Annotated in this window: 16 protein-coding genes; 8 read left to right on the plus strand and 8 right to left on the minus strand. The window is 69.5% G+C overall.

The genetic code is table 11. The features are described from left to right. Positions 1-12 precede the first annotated feature (12 nt). Both SNAS_RS24035 and SNAS_RS24040 read right to left on the minus strand, forming a co-directional pair. Entirely contained in the window at positions 13-438 is a 426-nt protein-coding gene (locus SNAS_RS24035; protein WP_013020074.1) for a hypothetical protein, read from the minus strand. A 124-nt stretch (positions 439-562) separates the two neighbouring features. Then, positions 563-1,849, minus strand: a complete 1,287-nt coding sequence (locus SNAS_RS24040) for a hypothetical protein (protein ID WP_013020075.1) — start codon at positions 1,847-1,849, stop codon at positions 563-565. Positions 1,850-1,982: 133 nt separating this feature from the next. On the opposite strand from SNAS_RS24040, the gene SNAS_RS24045 reads away from it, so the two are divergent. Continuing rightward, entirely contained in the window at positions 1,983-3,221 is a 1,239-nt protein-coding gene (locus tag SNAS_RS24045; RefSeq protein WP_013020076.1) for an ornithine cyclodeaminase, nickel-pincer nucleotide-dependent, read from the plus strand. A 34-nt stretch (positions 3,222-3,255) separates the two neighbouring features. Here SNAS_RS24045 and SNAS_RS24050 read toward each other — a convergent pair whose 3' ends face one another. The 4 genes from SNAS_RS24050 to SNAS_RS33190 all read right to left on the minus strand — a co-directional run bounded on the left by SNAS_RS24050 (position 3,256) and on the right by SNAS_RS33190 (position 5,906). After that, on the minus strand, positions 3,256-4,146 hold the full coding sequence (locus tag SNAS_RS24050; protein ID WP_013020077.1) for a hypothetical protein: 891 nt from the start codon (positions 4,144-4,146) through the stop codon (positions 3,256-3,258). Positions 4,147-4,261: 115 nt separating this feature from the next. Beyond that, positions 4,262-5,203 carry an ROK family glucokinase gene (locus SNAS_RS24055; RefSeq protein ID WP_013020078.1) on the minus strand — a complete coding sequence of 314 codons (942 nt, stop codon included), beginning with the start codon at positions 5,201-5,203 and terminating at the stop codon, positions 4,262-4,264. After that, a complete protein-coding gene (locus SNAS_RS24060) occupies positions 5,200-5,646 on the minus strand; it encodes an SRPBCC family protein (RefSeq protein ID WP_041625138.1) in 447 nt (148 codons plus the stop codon). The genes SNAS_RS24055 and SNAS_RS24060 overlap by 4 nt, the downstream gene beginning before the upstream one ends. 11 nt (positions 5,647-5,657) lie before the next feature. Beyond that, positions 5,658-5,906, minus strand: a complete 249-nt coding sequence (locus SNAS_RS33190; RefSeq protein ID WP_144300621.1) for a hypothetical protein — start codon at positions 5,904-5,906, stop codon at positions 5,658-5,660. A 248-nt stretch (positions 5,907-6,154) separates the two neighbouring features. On the opposite strand from SNAS_RS33190, the gene SNAS_RS24070 reads away from it, so the two are divergent. Genes SNAS_RS24070 through SNAS_RS24080 form a run of 3 tightly spaced genes read left to right on the plus strand, consistent with a single transcriptional unit; the run spans position 6,155 to position 10,393 of the window. Then, on the plus strand, positions 6,155-7,957 hold the full coding sequence (locus SNAS_RS24070) for an AMP-dependent synthetase/ligase (RefSeq protein ID WP_013020081.1): 1,803 nt from the start codon (positions 6,155-6,157) through the stop codon (positions 7,955-7,957). A gap of 60 nt (positions 7,958-8,017) precedes the next feature. Then, positions 8,018-9,718, plus strand: coding sequence for a sensor histidine kinase (locus SNAS_RS24075; RefSeq protein WP_013020082.1), 1,701 nt, complete (start codon positions 8,018-8,020; stop codon positions 9,716-9,718). Positions 9,719-9,724: 6 nt separating this feature from the next. Next, a complete protein-coding gene (locus SNAS_RS24080; RefSeq protein ID WP_013020083.1) occupies positions 9,725-10,393 on the plus strand; it encodes a response regulator transcription factor in 669 nt (222 codons plus the stop codon). A gap of 4 nt (positions 10,394-10,397) precedes the next feature. On the opposite strand, the gene SNAS_RS24085 is transcribed toward SNAS_RS24080, so the two are convergent. Further along, positions 10,398-10,856, minus strand: a complete 459-nt coding sequence (locus tag SNAS_RS24085) for a hypothetical protein (RefSeq protein ID WP_144300622.1) — start codon at positions 10,854-10,856, stop codon at positions 10,398-10,400. A gap of 101 nt (positions 10,857-10,957) precedes the next feature. Between SNAS_RS24085 and SNAS_RS24090 the strand changes: the two genes are divergently transcribed. The 3 genes from SNAS_RS24090 (at position 10,958) to SNAS_RS24100 (ending at position 14,886) form a co-directional block, all read left to right on the plus strand. Continuing rightward, positions 10,958-11,644, plus strand: a complete 687-nt coding sequence (locus SNAS_RS24090) for a response regulator transcription factor (RefSeq protein WP_013020085.1) — start codon at positions 10,958-10,960, stop codon at positions 11,642-11,644. A 1-nt stretch (position 11,645) separates the two neighbouring features. Further along, positions 11,646-12,884, plus strand: coding sequence for a sensor histidine kinase (locus tag SNAS_RS24095; protein ID WP_013020086.1), 1,239 nt, complete (start codon positions 11,646-11,648; stop codon positions 12,882-12,884). A gap of 85 nt (positions 12,885-12,969) precedes the next feature. Next, positions 12,970-14,886, plus strand: a complete 1,917-nt coding sequence (locus tag SNAS_RS24100) for a hypothetical protein (protein WP_013020087.1) — start codon at positions 12,970-12,972, stop codon at positions 14,884-14,886. Between the two features lie 116 nt (positions 14,887-15,002). Here SNAS_RS24100 and SNAS_RS24105 read toward each other — a convergent pair whose 3' ends face one another. Beyond that, on the minus strand, positions 15,003-16,115 hold the full coding sequence (locus tag SNAS_RS24105) for a glycosyltransferase family 4 protein (protein WP_013020088.1): 1,113 nt from the start codon (positions 16,113-16,115) through the stop codon (positions 15,003-15,005). Here SNAS_RS24105 and SNAS_RS35390 point away from each other — a divergent pair. Beyond that, positions 16,059-16,418, plus strand: a complete 360-nt coding sequence (locus SNAS_RS35390) for a hypothetical protein (protein WP_144300623.1) — start codon at positions 16,059-16,061, stop codon at positions 16,416-16,418. The two genes, SNAS_RS24105 and SNAS_RS35390, sit on opposite strands and share 57 nt — an antisense overlap. Positions 16,419-16,427: the final 9 nt, after the last annotated feature.

The following is a 16,427-nucleotide window of genomic DNA, read 5'->3' on the forward strand; positions in this document are numbered from 1 at the left end:
GCGACGGCGGTTTCACTTGAGTCGGCGGATGCCGACGTACTGGAGCTCGGCGAACGCGGCCACCACGACCGCCATGACGATGATGAAGCCGGTGCCCATCGCGGTCAGCTCCCAGAACCCGGCCACCAGGGTGGCCACCGAGTCGATGACCCACAGGGTGTTGAGGCCGACGACGGTCCAGGCCGCGGCCCGGTTGATGACGGGCCGAAACGACAGCACCCCGACGGCGAGGGCGTACACGACGAGGAAGGCGCCGATGCCGTGGGCGGCACCGGCGGGGATGCCGGTGGGTTCGGCCAGCAGGCCGCCTCCGGCGGCCATGAGCGCTCCGGAGCCGAGGGTCGCCACCGCGTCGAGGCGCAGGACCAGCCGCAGGAACCTGTCGCTCTTGACGGAGACGGCGGAGTCGGCGGGACGGGCGATGTTAACGGTGTTCACGGTTTTGCCTTTCGGTGTCGAGTCGTTGAGCGGGATGACATCGACACTGGTCAGGCTTTACTGCCACGTACACACCCGGCACTGCCAAGCGCTGCCAACCGGGGCGAATCGGCGGCGACGTCGGTCACATGTCGCGCAGGGTGTCGGCGATGAGGCGGGCGGCGGCGTTCTGCCAGTTGTGCAGCGACCGTTGCGGAACGGCGGTGCGGAACCACTGGAGCACCTTCTTGTCGAGGCTGGACAGGCCGTCGTGGCGGGCGCGTTGGCTGTAGGGGCGCAGGCCGACGACGTAGACGTAGTGCAGCGCGTTGTAGTGGCGCCACTCGTCGGACAGCCCGAAGTCGCCGGACGGTTTGAGGCGCTCGATGCCTTCGCGCAGCACGGCCTTCAGCTCGGCGGCCCGCTCCAGCGGCACGTCGGAGGCACCCCGGGCGGCCAACCGGGCGTCGATGACGGGCAGCGCGGTCAGCGGGCTGGACACGAGGCGGCCCAGATCGCCGTAGTGGCTCAGCGCCCGGCGGGTGAGCCTGGCGAACTCCTCGGCGTCCACATCGTCCAGTGGCCCCCGCCGGGGCAGGGCGTCGATGGCGTCGCGCAGTTCGGCGCGCTCGGCGGTGACGGCCTTGCCGAGCATCAGCCGATCGAGGGCGCGATGGACGGGGGCGGCCAGCACCTGGACGACGATGGCGGCGCCGACGCAGCCGTACAGCAGCCGGGTCAGCCCGGGCGTGGGTCCGGGGCCGAGCGCCATGGCCAGCCACACCTGGGCGGCGAACAGGAGGGCGACCAGCGCGGCCAGGACGGCGGAGCGCAGCAGGTCGGCGCGCAGCCGCTGGCCCTCGTCGAGGGCGTCGACGTAGGCGACCAGGATGCCCAGCACGACGAGGTCGGCCCCAATCCCGGCCAGCACGACGGCGGACGGCAACAGGTCGAGGCCCAGCAACAGTCCGGCGATACCGAGTCCGAACAGGACGGTGACCAGCAGGAGCAGCCCGAGCAGCCCCGACCCAGCAGCCCGACCCACGTGGCGGCGCAGCGTTACCGCGAACGCTGCCACCAGCCCGGCTGCGAGCAGCGCGAACACGATCGCCAGGCCCGTCCGCGAGCCAGACAGTGCGGCCGCGAGCACCGCGAGGGCCGCCACCGGCGCGTAGCCCCAGCGCCACCACGGGTCCAAACGCGACACCTCGCGGTCGGCGGGCAGCCGCAGCAGCACCCCCGTCCAGGCGATCGCGGGTACGCCGAGCAGGGCGACGTCCGCGACCGGGACACCGGCGAGGCCGATCGCGGCGGCGTAGCCGAGCAGGCCCACCGCCATGCGCCGCAGCAGCGGCTTGGCGGGATCGCGGGCCAACAGGTAACAGCCGAGCCAGCACGAGACGGCGAAAACGGGAAGCGACAGGGCAAGCATGACGGCACCGAGACTACGCGGGCGCCGAGCCGCCCAGCCGCCCCGCACGAAAGGCTGACCTGCGATGTCGGTGGTCGAAGCGGTGAGTTAGCGTCGGTGTTTTGGCGCGCGTTTCGATAATGGAGGGCTTCACGTGGTGTACAGCGAGACAGTCGAGATCCGGGGACACATTCTCGACTCCGGCACCTTCGCGCGGGTGCTCGACGACGTACTCGAATACTCCGGCGACTACCGGATCGAGAAGCTCGACGTCGGCCGCACCCACACCGACGAGTCCTATGTGAAGCTCACCGTCCTCAATGATGACCACGAGCAGCTGGACCGCATCGTGATGCGGCTACAGACCCACGGCGCCAACAAGATCGACCCCGGCACCGCGCTGCTGCGCCCCGCTCCGCACGACGGGGTGTTCCCCGACGACTTCTACTCCACCACCAACCTCGACACCAAGGTGCGCGTCGAGGGCACCTGGATCAAGGTCGTCAACCCCGAGATGGACTGCGGCATCGTCATCGACGGCGAGATCGCCCGCACCATCCCGGTCTCGGACGTGCGCGCCGGTGAGCAGATCGTGTGCGGCATCAACGGCGTCAAGGTCACCCCGCTGCCCGAGCCCGAGCGCGGCGACCCGTCCGAGTCGTCCTTCGAGTTCATGACCTCCGAGGTCTCCAGCGAGAAGCCGCAGGCGCTGCTGGTGCGGCAGGTCGCCGAGAAGATGCGCGACGTCAAGGCGCGCGGCGAGAAGATCCTGTGGGTCGGCGGCCCCGCGATCGTCCACACCGGAGCAGCGCCCGCGCTGGTGGCGCTCATCGAGGAGGGCTACGTCGACGTCCTGTTCGCGGGCAACGCGCTGGCCACCCACGACATCGAGTCGGCCCTGTACGGGACCTCGCTGGGCGTCGACCTCGACAAGGGACACGGCGTCCCGCACGGTCACGAGCACCACATCCGGGCCATCAACCGGATCCGGGCAGCGGGTTCCATCGCCGACGCGGTGTCCGAGGGCGTGCTGCGCTCGGGTGTCATGCACGCGATGGTCAACAAGGGCAAGCAGTTCGTGCTGGTGGGTTCGGTGCGCGACGACGGCCCACTGCCCGATGTGTACACCGACGTCATCGACGGTCAGCGGGCGATGCGCCGGGCCCTGGACGGGGTCGGCTTCGCGATCATGGTCGCCACGATGCTGCACTCGATCGCGACCGGCAACATGCTGCCCGCCACCGTCCCACTGGTGAGTGTGGACATCAACCCGGCGACGGTGACGAAGCTGGCCGACCGGGGTTCGGCCCAGGCGACCGGCGTCATCACCGACATCGGGTTGTTCTGCGAGCAGCTGGCCTCCGAGCTGGTGGTCGGCTACAAGCGCGACTGAGCCGCGCGGGCGAACCCGCGCGGCGGCTGCGGTCTCAGTTGAGGCCGGAGTAGATCACGTCGGTGAGGACGTTGGTCAGCATCTGCTGGTCCGGTTCCTTAAAGTGGGTGCTGAAGTTGACGCTGATTCTCGCCAGTCCGGTGACGTTGCCGACGCGGTAGGCGATGGCGACATCCCTGACGTTGTTGTCGAGTTTGGTCCGGACCTCGGCCTCCTCGCCGATGTCGAGCTTCTTGCCGTCGCCGTATCCGGTGGCGATGTCCCAGATCTTGGCGTACTCCTCACCGGCCTCGGTGGCGTCCTTGGCGGCGTCGAAGTCCACATAGAAGGTTCCGGTGGGGTGGTATCCGGCGTCGTTGGTCTCACCGACCATCGTCGCCTCGCAGACCATCCTGCCGGTGTTCTCGCCGTCGGGCGTGGTCGTGCCCTCCGGGTTGCCCTCGAACGGAATCACCTTCTCCACACCGGTCAGGTTGAGGTCGACGCACTTGTCGTAGGACTCGGGCTTGCTCATCGCCCAGGTCTCGCCGTCCGGGGGCGGCGCCTCGGTGGACGTGTAGCTGTCGGGGAAGGGATTCTGTTTGCCGTCCGCGGAGTCGGCACCGCCCGGGCCACCACCCCCGGGACCGCCGAGCAGGAAGAACCACACCGCGGCTCCACCCAGGAGCATCAGGACGATGACGCCGACCCCCAGGCCGACGATCAATCCGGTGCTGGACTTCTTCGGTGGCGGCGACGGCGGCATCGCCCCGGGAGGCGGCGGGCCGTAGCCGGGCTGCTGCGGCGGTGTGCCCATCACCTGCATCGAGGAGGTGGGGTCGTAGCCGGGCTGCGGCTCCAGGTCGTAGCTGGCCGTGGGCACCGGTTCCTGGTCGGGCTGCGACCCGTAGCCGGGGCCGTCGGGGTAGGGATACTGCTGGTTCACGGTTCTCCGTTGCGCTGGTAGGCGGTTCGAGCGCAACAGAGGCTAAGCGGGTCGTTCCCGATTCCGGCACGAGTCGACGGCCGAAACTCATGCGAGTGACGGAAGACAGCCGCGGTTAGCGGCGCGCCAGGTCGGCGGCGCCGATGATCCCCGCCTCGGGGCCCATCTCGGCCGCGGTGATCCGGCCGACCGGCAGCTGACCCCGGGCGTGCAGCACCGCCTCGAAGCGGTCGCGGGCCGGTTTCAGCAGCAGCTCACCGGCTTTGATGACGCCGCCGCCGATGATGGCCACGTCCGGGTCGAACAGCTGGATCATGTCGGCCAGCGCCTCGCCCAGGTAGCCGCCGATCTCGTCGAACGCGGCGATGGCGACCGGGTCGCCGTCGCGGGCGGCCTGGGTGACCATCGGTCCGGTGATGGCGGCCGGGTTGGCGTCGGCGGCCTCCAGCAGCTTGCGGGCCTTGCCGGGGGCGTCGAGCGCCGCGCGGCGCGCCACCCGCACCAGGGCACTGCCGCTGGCGTACTGCTCCAGGCAGCCGGAACGGCCGCAGCCGCAGGTGATGCCGCCGGGGACGGCGAGGGTGTGGCCGAACTCGGCCGCGATGCCGTGGGCGCCGCGCACCAGGTTGCCCTCCAGCACGATGCCGCCGCCGATGCCGGTGCCGACGGTGAACAGCACCGCGCTGTTGGCCTTGCGTCCGGCGCCGAACCGGAACTCGGCCCAGGTGGCGACGTTGGCGTCGTTCTCCACCACCACCGGTATGTCGATATTGGACATGAGTCCGTCGCGCAGCGGTTCGTTGCGCCACGCCAGGTTCGGGGCGAACAGGACCGTCGAGCGCTTCTCGTCGATCCAGCCCGCGGCGCCGACACCGATGGCCGAGACCTCGTGGTCGCGCCGCAGGTCCTCGATGATCTCGGTGACCACCTCGCGGATCTTCACCGGTTCCTGTGCCGGGCTTGGCCGCAGCGTCGAGGCCAGTACCTTCCCCTCGGGGTCGACGACACCGCCGAGCACCTTGGTTCCGCCGATGTCAATGCCGATCGCGAGGGTCATTCCGCGGCCTCCACCCGTTTCTTCAGTTCCTTCAAAGCCGAATCCATAATCATCTTCTCGGCTTTGCGTTTGAACATACCCAGCATCGGGATACTCAAATCGACCGCGAGGGTATATGTCACCACGGTGGTGCCGTCGTCGTGTTCGCTCAGGTCGTATGAACCGACTTGCGCCTTTTGCACCGAGGATGGCTGGTCGAGGGTCCAGCTGATCCGGGTCAGGTCGTCGGAGTACTCGTAGCGCAGTTCGTAGACGTCCTTGAAGACCCCGGCGTCCAGGTGGAACCGCACCAGGTGGCCGTAGCCGTCGTCGAACTCCTCCAGCACCTCGGTGGACTTCATGCCGCTGATCCACTCAGGATAATGCTGGAAGTCGGCGATCACCTCGGCGATGACCGCGGCGGGCGCGGCGATCGAGATGGACTGGGTTGACGAGTCGACCATGCTTGCAGACATTACCCGCCCGAGTGTGCGACGCGACCTTCGACATCGTCCTTGAACCGCCACAGTGTCTTGACCATCCGGTCACGCACCCGCCGTCGTCGCCAGGCCGATACCGAGCCGCCACGGCGATCGACCCTCACGAATGTGTGCAGTACACAGGCATCGGACGCCACCGCTTCGACCCACACCTCCGTCGAGCCCGAGTACCGGGCGTCGTCCAGCAGCCACCGCACCCCCAACGGTCCGCGATCCTCCGACACCACTACACTCCACAATGGCCACAATTCCCGGGCGAATCCGGGTTCACTCACCGCGCCGGCCACCGATTCCGAGGTAGCGTGCACGTATGTTTCAAGAATGAGATCGAGTTGTGTCATCGCCGTATCCTGCCCTGCTCTGTACAATCCCGCATACCCAGCGGTAGCGTGCTGCATATCATGTTTCGTTCCGAGCACCACGGAATTTCGCGTCGATTAATTCGCCGTGATCGCATTAACTGGAGTCCACCGTGCGCGAATTCTCTGTCCCACCGGTCTTCGACAACGCCGACGACCACACCACCACCACTGATCTGTGGGCTCACGCCGACAACTATCCCGACCACCCGCTGTTCGCCGTACCCGAGGGCGGCGGCTGGCGCGACGTCACCGTCGCCGAGTTCCACGCCCAGGTCGCGACCGTGGCCCGCGGCCTGGCCGAGGCCGGGGTCGGCCCCGGCGACCGGGTCGGACTGCTGTCGAAGACCCGCTACGAGTGGACTCTGTGCGACTACGCGATCTGGGCGGCCGGGGCGGTCACCGTCCCCATCTACGACAGCTCCAGCGCCGAGCAGGTCAAATGGGTGCTGTCGGACTCCGGCGCGGTCGCGTGCATCGCCGAGACGACCGAGCACGCCGCCACCGTCGCCTCGGTGCGCGACGACATCCCGGCGCTGGCCAACGTGTGGACCATCGACGAGGGCGGACTGGACACGCTCACCGAGTCCGGCAAGGGCTCCGAGATCGACATCGACGCCCGTCGCAGCGCCGTCAAGGCCGACGACCTGGCGACCATCGTCTACACCTCCGGCACCACCGGACGTCCCAAGGGCTGCGTGCTGACCCACCGCAACCTGGTCTCCGACATCTGCAACATCCTGCCCGAGCTGCAGTCGATGTTCAGCCACGACTCCACGACCCTGATGTTCCTGCCGCTGGCGCACGTCCTGGCCCGGATCATCCAGATCGGCTGCGTGCAGTCGCGGGTCAAGGTCGGCCACATCTCCGACTACAAGGTGCTGGTCGAGAACCTGGCCACCTACCGCCCCACCTTCCTGGTCGCGGTGCCCCGCGTGTTCGAGAAGGTCTACAACGGCGCCGAGCAGAAGGCCACCGACGGCGGCAAGGACAAGATCTTCCACGCCGCCGAGCGCACCGCCATCGAGTACAGCAAGGCGCTGGACACCGGCGGCCCCGGCCTGGGCCTGCGCATCAAGCACGCGATCTTCGACAAGCTCGTGTACAGCAAGCTGCGCACGGTCGTCGGCGGCAAGTGCGACCGCGCCATCTCCGGCGGCGCCCCGCTGGGTGAGCGGCTGGCGCACTTCTTCCGCGGCGTCGGCATCACCATCTACGAGGGCTACGGACTGACCGAGACCTCGCCGGTCGTGTCGCTGAACATCGACAAGGCCCACCGCATCGGCAGCGTCGGCAAGCCCATCCCGAGCACCTCGATCAAGATCGCCGACGACAAGGAACTGCTCGTCAAGGGCCCGCAGGTGTTCGGCGGCTACTGGAACAACGACACCGCCACGGCCGAGAGCTTCGTCGACGGCTGGTACAAGACCGGCGACCAGGCCGAGATCGACGAGGACGGCTACCTGAAGATCACCGGTCGCAGCAAGGAGATCATCGTGACCGCGGCGGGCAAGAACGTCGCGCCCGCGCCGCTGGAGGACGTCATCCGCGCCCACCCGCTGGTGGGTCAGTGCCTGGTCCTGGGCGACGGCAAGCCGTTCGTCTCGGCGCTGGTCGCGCTGGACCCCGAGGCGCTGCCCGGCTGGCTGGAACGCGCCGGGAAACCCGCCGACACGACCTTCGAGCAACTGGTCGACGACCCCGACGCCATCGCCGCCGTCCAGGAGGCCGTCGACTCGGCGAACCAGACCGTCTCCAAGGCCGAGTCGATCAAGACCTTCACGTTGCTGCCCGCGCCACTGTCCGAGGAGAGTGGTGAAGTCACTCCCAAGCAGAGTGTCAAACGCAACGTAGTCTTGGAAAAGTACGCCGAGGCTTATGAGGCGATGTACACGCGTCAAAAAACTCGGAAATAAGGGCCGTTCCCCGTCGAGGGAGCCCTGGACACCGGCACCTCTTGAGACGGAAAAGGGTCTATGAAGGACAGGTTGTGGCGCAACCGGCACTGGCTGCTGCCCTCCATGTGCATGCGTGCGGCACTGTTCCTCATCATCCTGATCAGCGGGCTGCTGACCGTGCCCGTCGGGCGGGCGCTGCTGTGGTGCCTGGTCCTGGCCGTGGTCTCGCTGCCGGGCACCTTCGCCCCGGCCCACCCCGTCTTCGGGCGGCTGGGCCGCCTCGCCGAGATCGCCGTCGTCGTCGCGCAGGTGATGGGCCCCGACGGCGGTGACAACTGGATGCTGCCGTTCCTGCTGGCCCCGCTGGGCGGCGCGGCCATGTTCGGCGGACTGCGCGACGAGACCGCGCCGGTGCGCCAGCCCCGTTCGGTGCTGTCGCGCTACCCGGGCCTGACCGAGGCGGGTCTGCTGGCGATCGGGTGCGTCGCGGCGTTGAGCGTCACCTCCTGGATCTCGCCGTTCGTCAACGGCGCCGGGTACGCCCGCGCGGTCATCTCCGCCATCGGACTGGGCCTGATCGCGGCGGCCGTCGGCCACTGGCTGCGGCAACTGCTGCACGCCGAGATGCCGCCCGGCGCCCGGCCCTACGCCGAGGCGACCGCGCTGTTGACCCAGCTGCGGGCCGTGGCCCGGCAGCTGCCCGGCGGCACCCTCGACCCCGGCGGCATCTCCGCCGACCTGCTGGAACGGCTGCGACAGGCCGCACCCGCCGACCGGGCCGCGGTCATGGTCGCCCACGGCGGCGGCAACCGGCTGGTCGTGCTGGCCCAGACCGGCGAGGGCGAACGCGTCGACTGGGAGACCTCGCTGCCCGCCAACACGCTGCTGGCCGACACCTGGGCCGGACAGCAGGCCCACACCGGCACCTCCTCGCTGGCCCGAAGCGGCACCGGCCAGGTCTCGTCGCTGGTGGTCCCGCTGGTGGCCGACCGGCGCACCGTCGGCCTGGTGCTGCTGGAGTCCGACCTGCCCGACGCCTACCCGTCCGACGTCGTCGACGCCGCGGTGGAGTCAACGACCGGGGCGGCGCTGCGGCTGGAGACGGCGCTGCTGTTCGAAGAGGTCCAGTCACTGGCCACGATGGAGGAACGGCAGCGGCTGGCCCGCGAGATCCACGACGGCATCGCGCAGGAGCTGGCAATGCTGGGATACGGCATCGACCACGCGCTGGCGCAGCTGCCCGCCGACGCCACCGACTCGGCCGAACAGTTGCAGGAGTTGCGCGACGAGGTCACCCGGCTCATCACCGAGCTGCGACTGTCGCTTTTCGAGCTGCGCAGCGAGGTCGACCGCCACGGTGGACTCACCACCGCCATCGCCGACTACGCGCGCACCGTGGGCTCCTCGGCGGGACTGCGAGTCCACTTGTCACTCGACGAGGGCGGGGCCCGGCTTCCGGCCGCCACCGAGGCCGAACTGCTGCGCATCGCGCAGGAGGCCATCACCAACGCCCGCAAACACGCCCGTGCCGAGAACCTGTGGGTCACCTGCGAAGTCGATCCGCCCTACGCACGCATCGAGGTCGCCGACGACGGGACCGGGGTATCCGGTGAAGGCGCCGACGGCCGCTACGGTTTGACCATTATGTCCGAACGCGCGGAGCGTATCCGCGGCTCATTGGAGATCCGACCCCGCGATCCACACGGTACAACGGTCGCGGTGCTGCTCGCGCCGTCCGATCGGCCGGGTACCGTGTCGTCCGAAGCAGTAAGGGAGTAGCACATCATGAATAGCCCCAATACCAACGAAGACGTCACGACCGTCCTGATCGTCGACGACCACGATTTGATCCGCAAAGGACTGCGCCACGCGTTCAGTCGGGATCCGCAGTTCGAGGTCGTCGCCGAGGCGGGATCAGCGGGGGACGGACTCCGCAAGGCGGCCGCGTTGCAGCCGAACGTCGTGATCATGGATCTACGACTGCCGGACGGTTCGGGTCTGGAGGCGACCCGCAAACTGCGCAAGGCCCACCCGAGCATGGGGATCGTCGTGTTGACCATGTACGCCGGGGATGACCAGCTGTTCGGCGCCCTGGAAGCGGGGGCCAGCGCGTTCGTGCCCAAGAGCGCGCCGTCCGACGACGTGGTCTCGGCGGCCCGGCACGCGGCGACCACGCCCAACGCGTTCACCGCCGCCGACCTGGCCGAGGCGATGAAGCGCCGCCTGACGCCCAGCGGTCCACAGTTGTCACCGCGCGAGTCGCAGGTGCTGAAACTGCTGGCGGACGGCATGAGTGTCGCGGGCATCGCCAAGCAGCTGTACGTATCGGAATCCACGGCCAAGACGCACATCTCGAAGCTGTACGAGAAACTGGGGGCGGGCAACCGGGCGCAGGCGCTGATGACGGCGCTGAAGCTCGGGCTGCTGGAGGCACCGGACTCGCCGAAGTTCTAACGCCTCACTCGAATCGGGAATCCCACGCGACCTCCCCGGACCGGCACGTGTACGCCACGACCAGCGTGTCGCCACCGTCCTGGGAGGCTTCGTGTGCGGTGGGCTGGTCGGTGGTGAAGGTGACCTCGCGCTTGACGTCGTTACCGGCCGGGTCGTCGGCGTCCCAGTCCGCCGCCGGGGTGACGGTGTCGCTGGCGATCGCGTCGCCGCGGCAGGTGACCGTGACGGTTCCGGCCGCGGTGGTCTTGGTCTGCGGCTCGGACTCGCCGCTGGGCTCGGGTTCCTCGGGCTCGCCGCTGGTGGTCGTGTCGGCGTCCTCGAGGGCGTCGCGAACCTGCGCGGGACTGAGGATCTGCGTCGAGGTCGTGCCCGCGCCGGTGAACAGGATCGCGGCCACGCCACCGGCGATGGCCGCGACCGCCACCACCATCCACAGTGCCATGCCTGCCGCGGCCCGTCTCATCCGGCCATTATCGCCCCGCTTCGGTTAAGAGCACGCTAAGACCCTGACAAGCCGGGGTTTCGACGGCGCGATCCCGCGGCTGACCGCATACGCTGGCCGACGTGCCCCACATTCTCGTCATCGAGGACGACGCCGAGGTCCGCTCCGCGCTCATGCGCGGGCTGGGCGATCGCGGCCACGCCGCACGCTGCGCCGCCACCGGCGCGGCCGGGCTGACCGAGGCACAGCGGCACGAGCCCGACCTCGTCGTGCTCGACCTGGGCCTGCCCGACGTCGACGGCGTCAGCGTGCTGCGGATGCTGCGCGCCGTCAGCCGGGTGCCGATCCTGGTGCTGACGGCCCGCGACGAGGAACCGCAGATCGTGGCGGCGCTGAACCACGGCGCCGACGACTACGTCGTCAAGCCCTGCGGCATCGCCCAGCTGGACGCGCGGATCCGCGCGGTGCTGCGCCGCACCGGCGGCGAGGGCCAGCCCGCGCTGCTGACCGTCGGCGGCCTGGAAATCGACCCCGCCGCCCGCACCGCGAACCTGGACGGCGCCGCCCTGGACCTGGCCGCCCGCGAGTTCGACCTGCTGCGGTACCTGGCCGAACGCGCCGGGCAGGTGGTCAGCAAACGCGAACTGCTCGCCGAGGTGTGGCACTACGGCTATCGCGGCGCCGACAAGACCGTCGACGTCCACGTGTCCTGGCTGCGCCGCAAGCTCGGCGAGTCCGCCCAGGCACCCCGCTACCTGCACACCGTTCGCCGCGTCGGCGTCAAACTGACCGCGCCCCAGGGTTCCTGACGTGCGCCGCCAACTGGCCGGACTGGTCGCCGCGACCACGTCGCTGGTGCTGGTGGCGTTGCTGATCCCCGTCGGCCTGCTGCTGCGCTCGCAGGCCGAGCAACGCGCGATCGCCGAGGCCACACTGCGAGCCCAGTCGGTGGCGCAACTGGTGCCGCAGTTGAGTTCCGACTCCGAGGCCCTCGGCGAGGGCGTGACGGTGTTCCTGCCCGACGGCACCGAGCTCGGCGACCCCGCGCCCCGCGGCGACTCGGTGAAACTCGCCCAGACCGGCCGCGCCTTCACCGCCTCCACACCCGACGGTGTGGAGGTGCTGGTACCCACCAGATCCAGCGACAGCGGCACCGCCGTGGTGCGGGTCTTCGTCGGCCAGGACCGGCTGCACCAGGGCGTGACACAGTCGATCGCTGTGCTGTCCGCCATCGTGCTGGTCCTGTTGGGACTCGGCATCCTGCTGGCCAACCGGCTCGCCCGCCGCATGGTCTCCTCGGTCGACGAACTCGCGGGCACCGCCGACCGGCTCGCCACCGGCGACCTGACCGCCCGCGCCGCGTTGGACGGCCCACCGGAACTGCGCCGCGTCGCCGAGGAACTCAACCGCCTCGCGGCCCGCATCGGGGAACTGCTGACCTCCGAACGCGAAGAGGTCGCCGACCTGGCCCACCGCCTGCGCACCCCGTTGACCGCGTTGCGGATGAACATCGACAACCTCGGCGACACCGCATCCGCCGCACCGCTGCGGTCCTCGGTGGACACCCTCGCCGGACACGTCGACGAACTGATCCGCACCGCCCGCCGACCGGTCCGCGAGGGCGCCGCCCCGGTCGCCGACCTGGCCGCGGTGGCGGCCGACCGGCTCCGCTTCTGGGGCGCCCTGGCCGAGGACGACGACCGCGAACTCTCCGGTGACATCCCCGCCTTCCCCGTCACGGTTCGCACCAACACCGACGACCTCACCGCGGCCCTGGACGCCTTGCTGGACAACGCGTTCCGCCACACCCCCGCCGGTTCGGCACTGCGGATCGCGGTCTCCCCGTCGGGCACGGTCACGATCGACGACGCCGGTCCCGGCTTCCGCAACCGCGCACTGGCCAACCGAGGCCACTCCGGCGCCGGTTCGACCGGCCTGGGGCTCGACATAGCCCGCCGCACCGCCGCCGCCTCCGGCGGCGACCTCCACATCGGAACATCCCCGTGGGGCGGTGCCCGCGTCGAACTGCGCTTCGGGCCGTCACGGTGACGGCGTCAGCTTGAGGCTCACATAACCCGCTCTTAACCGTCGCCGCTCGACAATCGTTGCCTCACCCCGATCTGGAGGTACGCACGTGAGAAAACGCTACGTCGCGGCGGCGCTGGCAGTGGCCAGCCTGACGGTCGCCGGCGGTCTGGCGGTCGCCGAATCGGCCACCGACACGCCACCGTCCGATGGCGGCGGGACCCCACCCACCACCGTCACGCTCCCCACCGGCGACACGGTCGAGATCATCGGCGACGCCCTGGTCCCGAAACCGGCCGCCGGTCGCGCCGACATCGGCTTCCGCTCGACCCGACTGCCCGGCCACGACCGGGTGATCATGCCCCTGGACCAGCTGGGCAAGTCGCGAACCGACGAACGGCTGTACAACGTGGACGCGCTGCTGCGCAACGGCTACAGCGACGCCCGCGACGTGAAGTCCCCCGACAAACTGGGCGAGGACTCGACATCGTCCAAAGCCGACGCTGACGCCACCAAAGTCACCGTCGAGTACTCCTGGCTCGACGGTTCCGACCCCGAACAGGGCGGCGCGTTCTGGGTCAACCTGGACACCAACGAAACCGGCAGCGCCGACGTCAGCAAGGGCAAAGCCGAACTCGACCTCAAACCGGGCAAGTACAGCCTCATCGCCGACATGCTCCGCAGGGGCACCGGCGACGAACCCTGGGAGGCCGTCGGCACGATCATGGACGTCACGGTCACCGACGAAGCCCAGACGATCACGGTCGACGGCGGCAAAGCCAAACCGGTCGAGGCCACCCTCGACAACGACGCCAAACCGCGGAAGAAGCTGATGGAACTGTTCACCGGTGTCTCCACCGGCAAAGAGCAGCAGATCGCCCACACCATCAACTTCTCCGGCGAGGACAAGCTCTACGCCATCCCCAACGACGAAACCGGCGACCACCCCGCCGGGTTCACCCTGCAATCCCAGCTGACGCGCGCAAAGGACACCTACAGCCTGTTCAACATCGCCGAGCACGGCATCCCCGCCGACCCGTCCTTCGCCGTCCGGGCCAAGGATCTGGCCGCCCGCGAAGCCAGCTACCCCAGCCTCGGCGGCGACGCCCACGAGCTGGGACGCAGCGACTGGGGCTACCACAAGTCGCACGCCCCGTACATGTACCCGTTGAGCGCCAACGCCAAGCTGGGCTCGTCCCGCACCGAGCACTACACGGCCGGCCCCGACGTGGGCTGGACCCACTTCGGCATGCTCGAAGGCAAGGACGCGGAATCCCCGTACGACACCGTCATCGTCGACAGTGGGCAGATGAAACCCGGAACCGAGGACATGCCGTGGCTGTCGGCTCCACTGTCGGTACGGGTCCCCGGCTCCCACTCCCCGTACTTCAACACCGGCCTGGAACGGTGGCCCAGCGGCGGCAAAGCCGGACTCCTAGCGCGAGTCCCGATGTTCACCAGCGGGTCGGGCGCCTCGACGACGTTCTCGCGGAACCTGTCGGGTAAGGCCGTCATCAGCAAGGACGGGAAGGTGCTCGCGGAGGAGACCAACGGCTCGGAGGTCTACGCCGACCTGGCTGAGGGCGACGAGGGCCGGTACACCGTCGCGGTGGAGGCGAAGCGCGAGGTCGCCTGGACGCCGCTGGGCACCCGGTCCACGGCGACGTGGGAGTTCGACTCCAAGCCGGTCGAGGAGAACACGGTTCTGGACGTCTCGGCGGTGCGCTTCGGGGCGTCGGGTATCAGTGGCGGGTATGCCAAGGCCGCCAAGCCGCAGAAGGTGACGCTGGACTTCGAGACGCAGCCGGGCGCTGAGGATCGCAGCTGCGAGAAGCTCGGGTTTGAAGTTTCGTATGACGATGGGAAGACGTGGAAGAAGGTCAAGGTCGATCGGGACGGTGACCATGCTGAGGCGAAGTTGAAGCATCCGTCGGGTGCGAAGTTCGTGTCGGTCAGGTTCAGTGCGACCGACGACAAGGGGCAGACGGTCAAGACGTCGACCATTCGCTCGTACGGTCTGAAGTAGAGCGTTGGGGCGCGTGCCGGTGGGTGCGCGCCCCGTCGGGCTGCCGAGCCCAAGCGCTCACGGGCTGCCCGAACCTCACCAACCCACGAGCCACCCGAGCTCAACCCCTCACCAGCTCACGGGCTCAACAGCTTCGCCAAGCGCTCCGCGACGGTCGGCCAAGTCCAGGCTCGGCACATCCAGTCCCGTCCAGCCGCCCCCATCCGGGCCGCCAGCTCGCGATCGCCAAGCACAGTAGACAGCCGGTCGGCCAACGCGGGGATGTCGCGTCCGTCGACGACGAACCCAGTCTCACCGTGCCGCACCGTATCGGGCGCCCCGCCGGAATCCCCCGCGATCACCGGCAACCCGGTGGCCGCAGCCTCCAGATAGACCACGCCCAACCCCTCAACGTCGAGGCCACGACGACGAGTGCGGCACGGCATCGCGAACACGTCCATCGCCGCGTAACAAGCGGGCAGTTCACTCCCCGGTACCGGCCCGGTGAGCACCACGTGGTCGCCCATCCCGGCCGCCGCGATCCGCCGCCGCAGCGCCTTCTCGTACGGCCCCCCGCCCACCAACAACAACGCCGCATCCGGCACCCGCTCGCGAACCAGCGGCAACGCCTCAACAAGGCTGTCCTGCCCCTTGCGGGGAACCAGCCGCGACACGCACCCGATCACCGGACGGTCGCCAAGGCCGAACCGACGCCGGATCGCCGCGCGGTCCACCGTCGGCGAGAACTCCCCTGTGTCCACCCCGAAAGTCAACTGTTCCAACGAGGTCAACGCATCGATGGCCGGAGCCAACCGAGCCCGGCTGTACTCGGCCAGGTAAGTCACCACGTCGCAGCCGCGCGCGATGCGCCGCAACGCGGTGCGAGCCACCGGCAGCTTCGCCCAGCCCACCTCGTGTCCGTGGGTCAACGCCACGGCCCGCCGGATCGCCGTGCGCCGCTTCAGCCCGGCGGCCAGCAGCCCCAACGGCGCGGCGGCCCCGAACCACACCGCGTCGCAGTCGTGCTCAACAGCGACCCGAGCCGCCGCGCGAGCCGCACCCGGCGTGGGCAACAGCATCGACGTGCGCGCCCGCACCACCGGAAACGGCTGCTCGGCATCGAACGCCGCCGCTCCCGGCGACGTGGAGCAGTACACAACGAGATGCTCGACCGGCAACCGCGTCGCCATGCCGTGCACAAACGACTGGATGCCACCCTGCCGAGGCGGAAAGTCGTTGGTAACCAACAAAACCCGCCCCGCCCGCCCGCTTGGGCCTGCTCCGGCCCGTCGCGTGTCGGCCGGGCCAGGCCCGACAAGCCCAGCCCCGTCCGGCTGCTCGGGCTCGGGCGGCTGGCCGCCTGCCCCCGGCTCACCGAGCCGCTGCGGCTCCCCAGCTGGCCCGGCCCCGCTCGGCCGTGCATCGTCGCTCGCCCGCGCGGGCTCGGGCGGCTGGCCGCCAGACCCCGGCTCACCGAGCCGCCGCAGCTCCCCAGCTCGCAACTCGCCAACCGGCCCAGCCCCACGCTGCCGCGCGGCGTCAGCCCGGCCTAGCTCGACAAG

Source organism: Stackebrandtia nassauensis DSM 44728, assembly GCF_000024545.1.
Lineage (GTDB): Bacteria > Actinomycetota > Actinomycetes > Mycobacteriales > Micromonosporaceae > Stackebrandtia > Stackebrandtia nassauensis.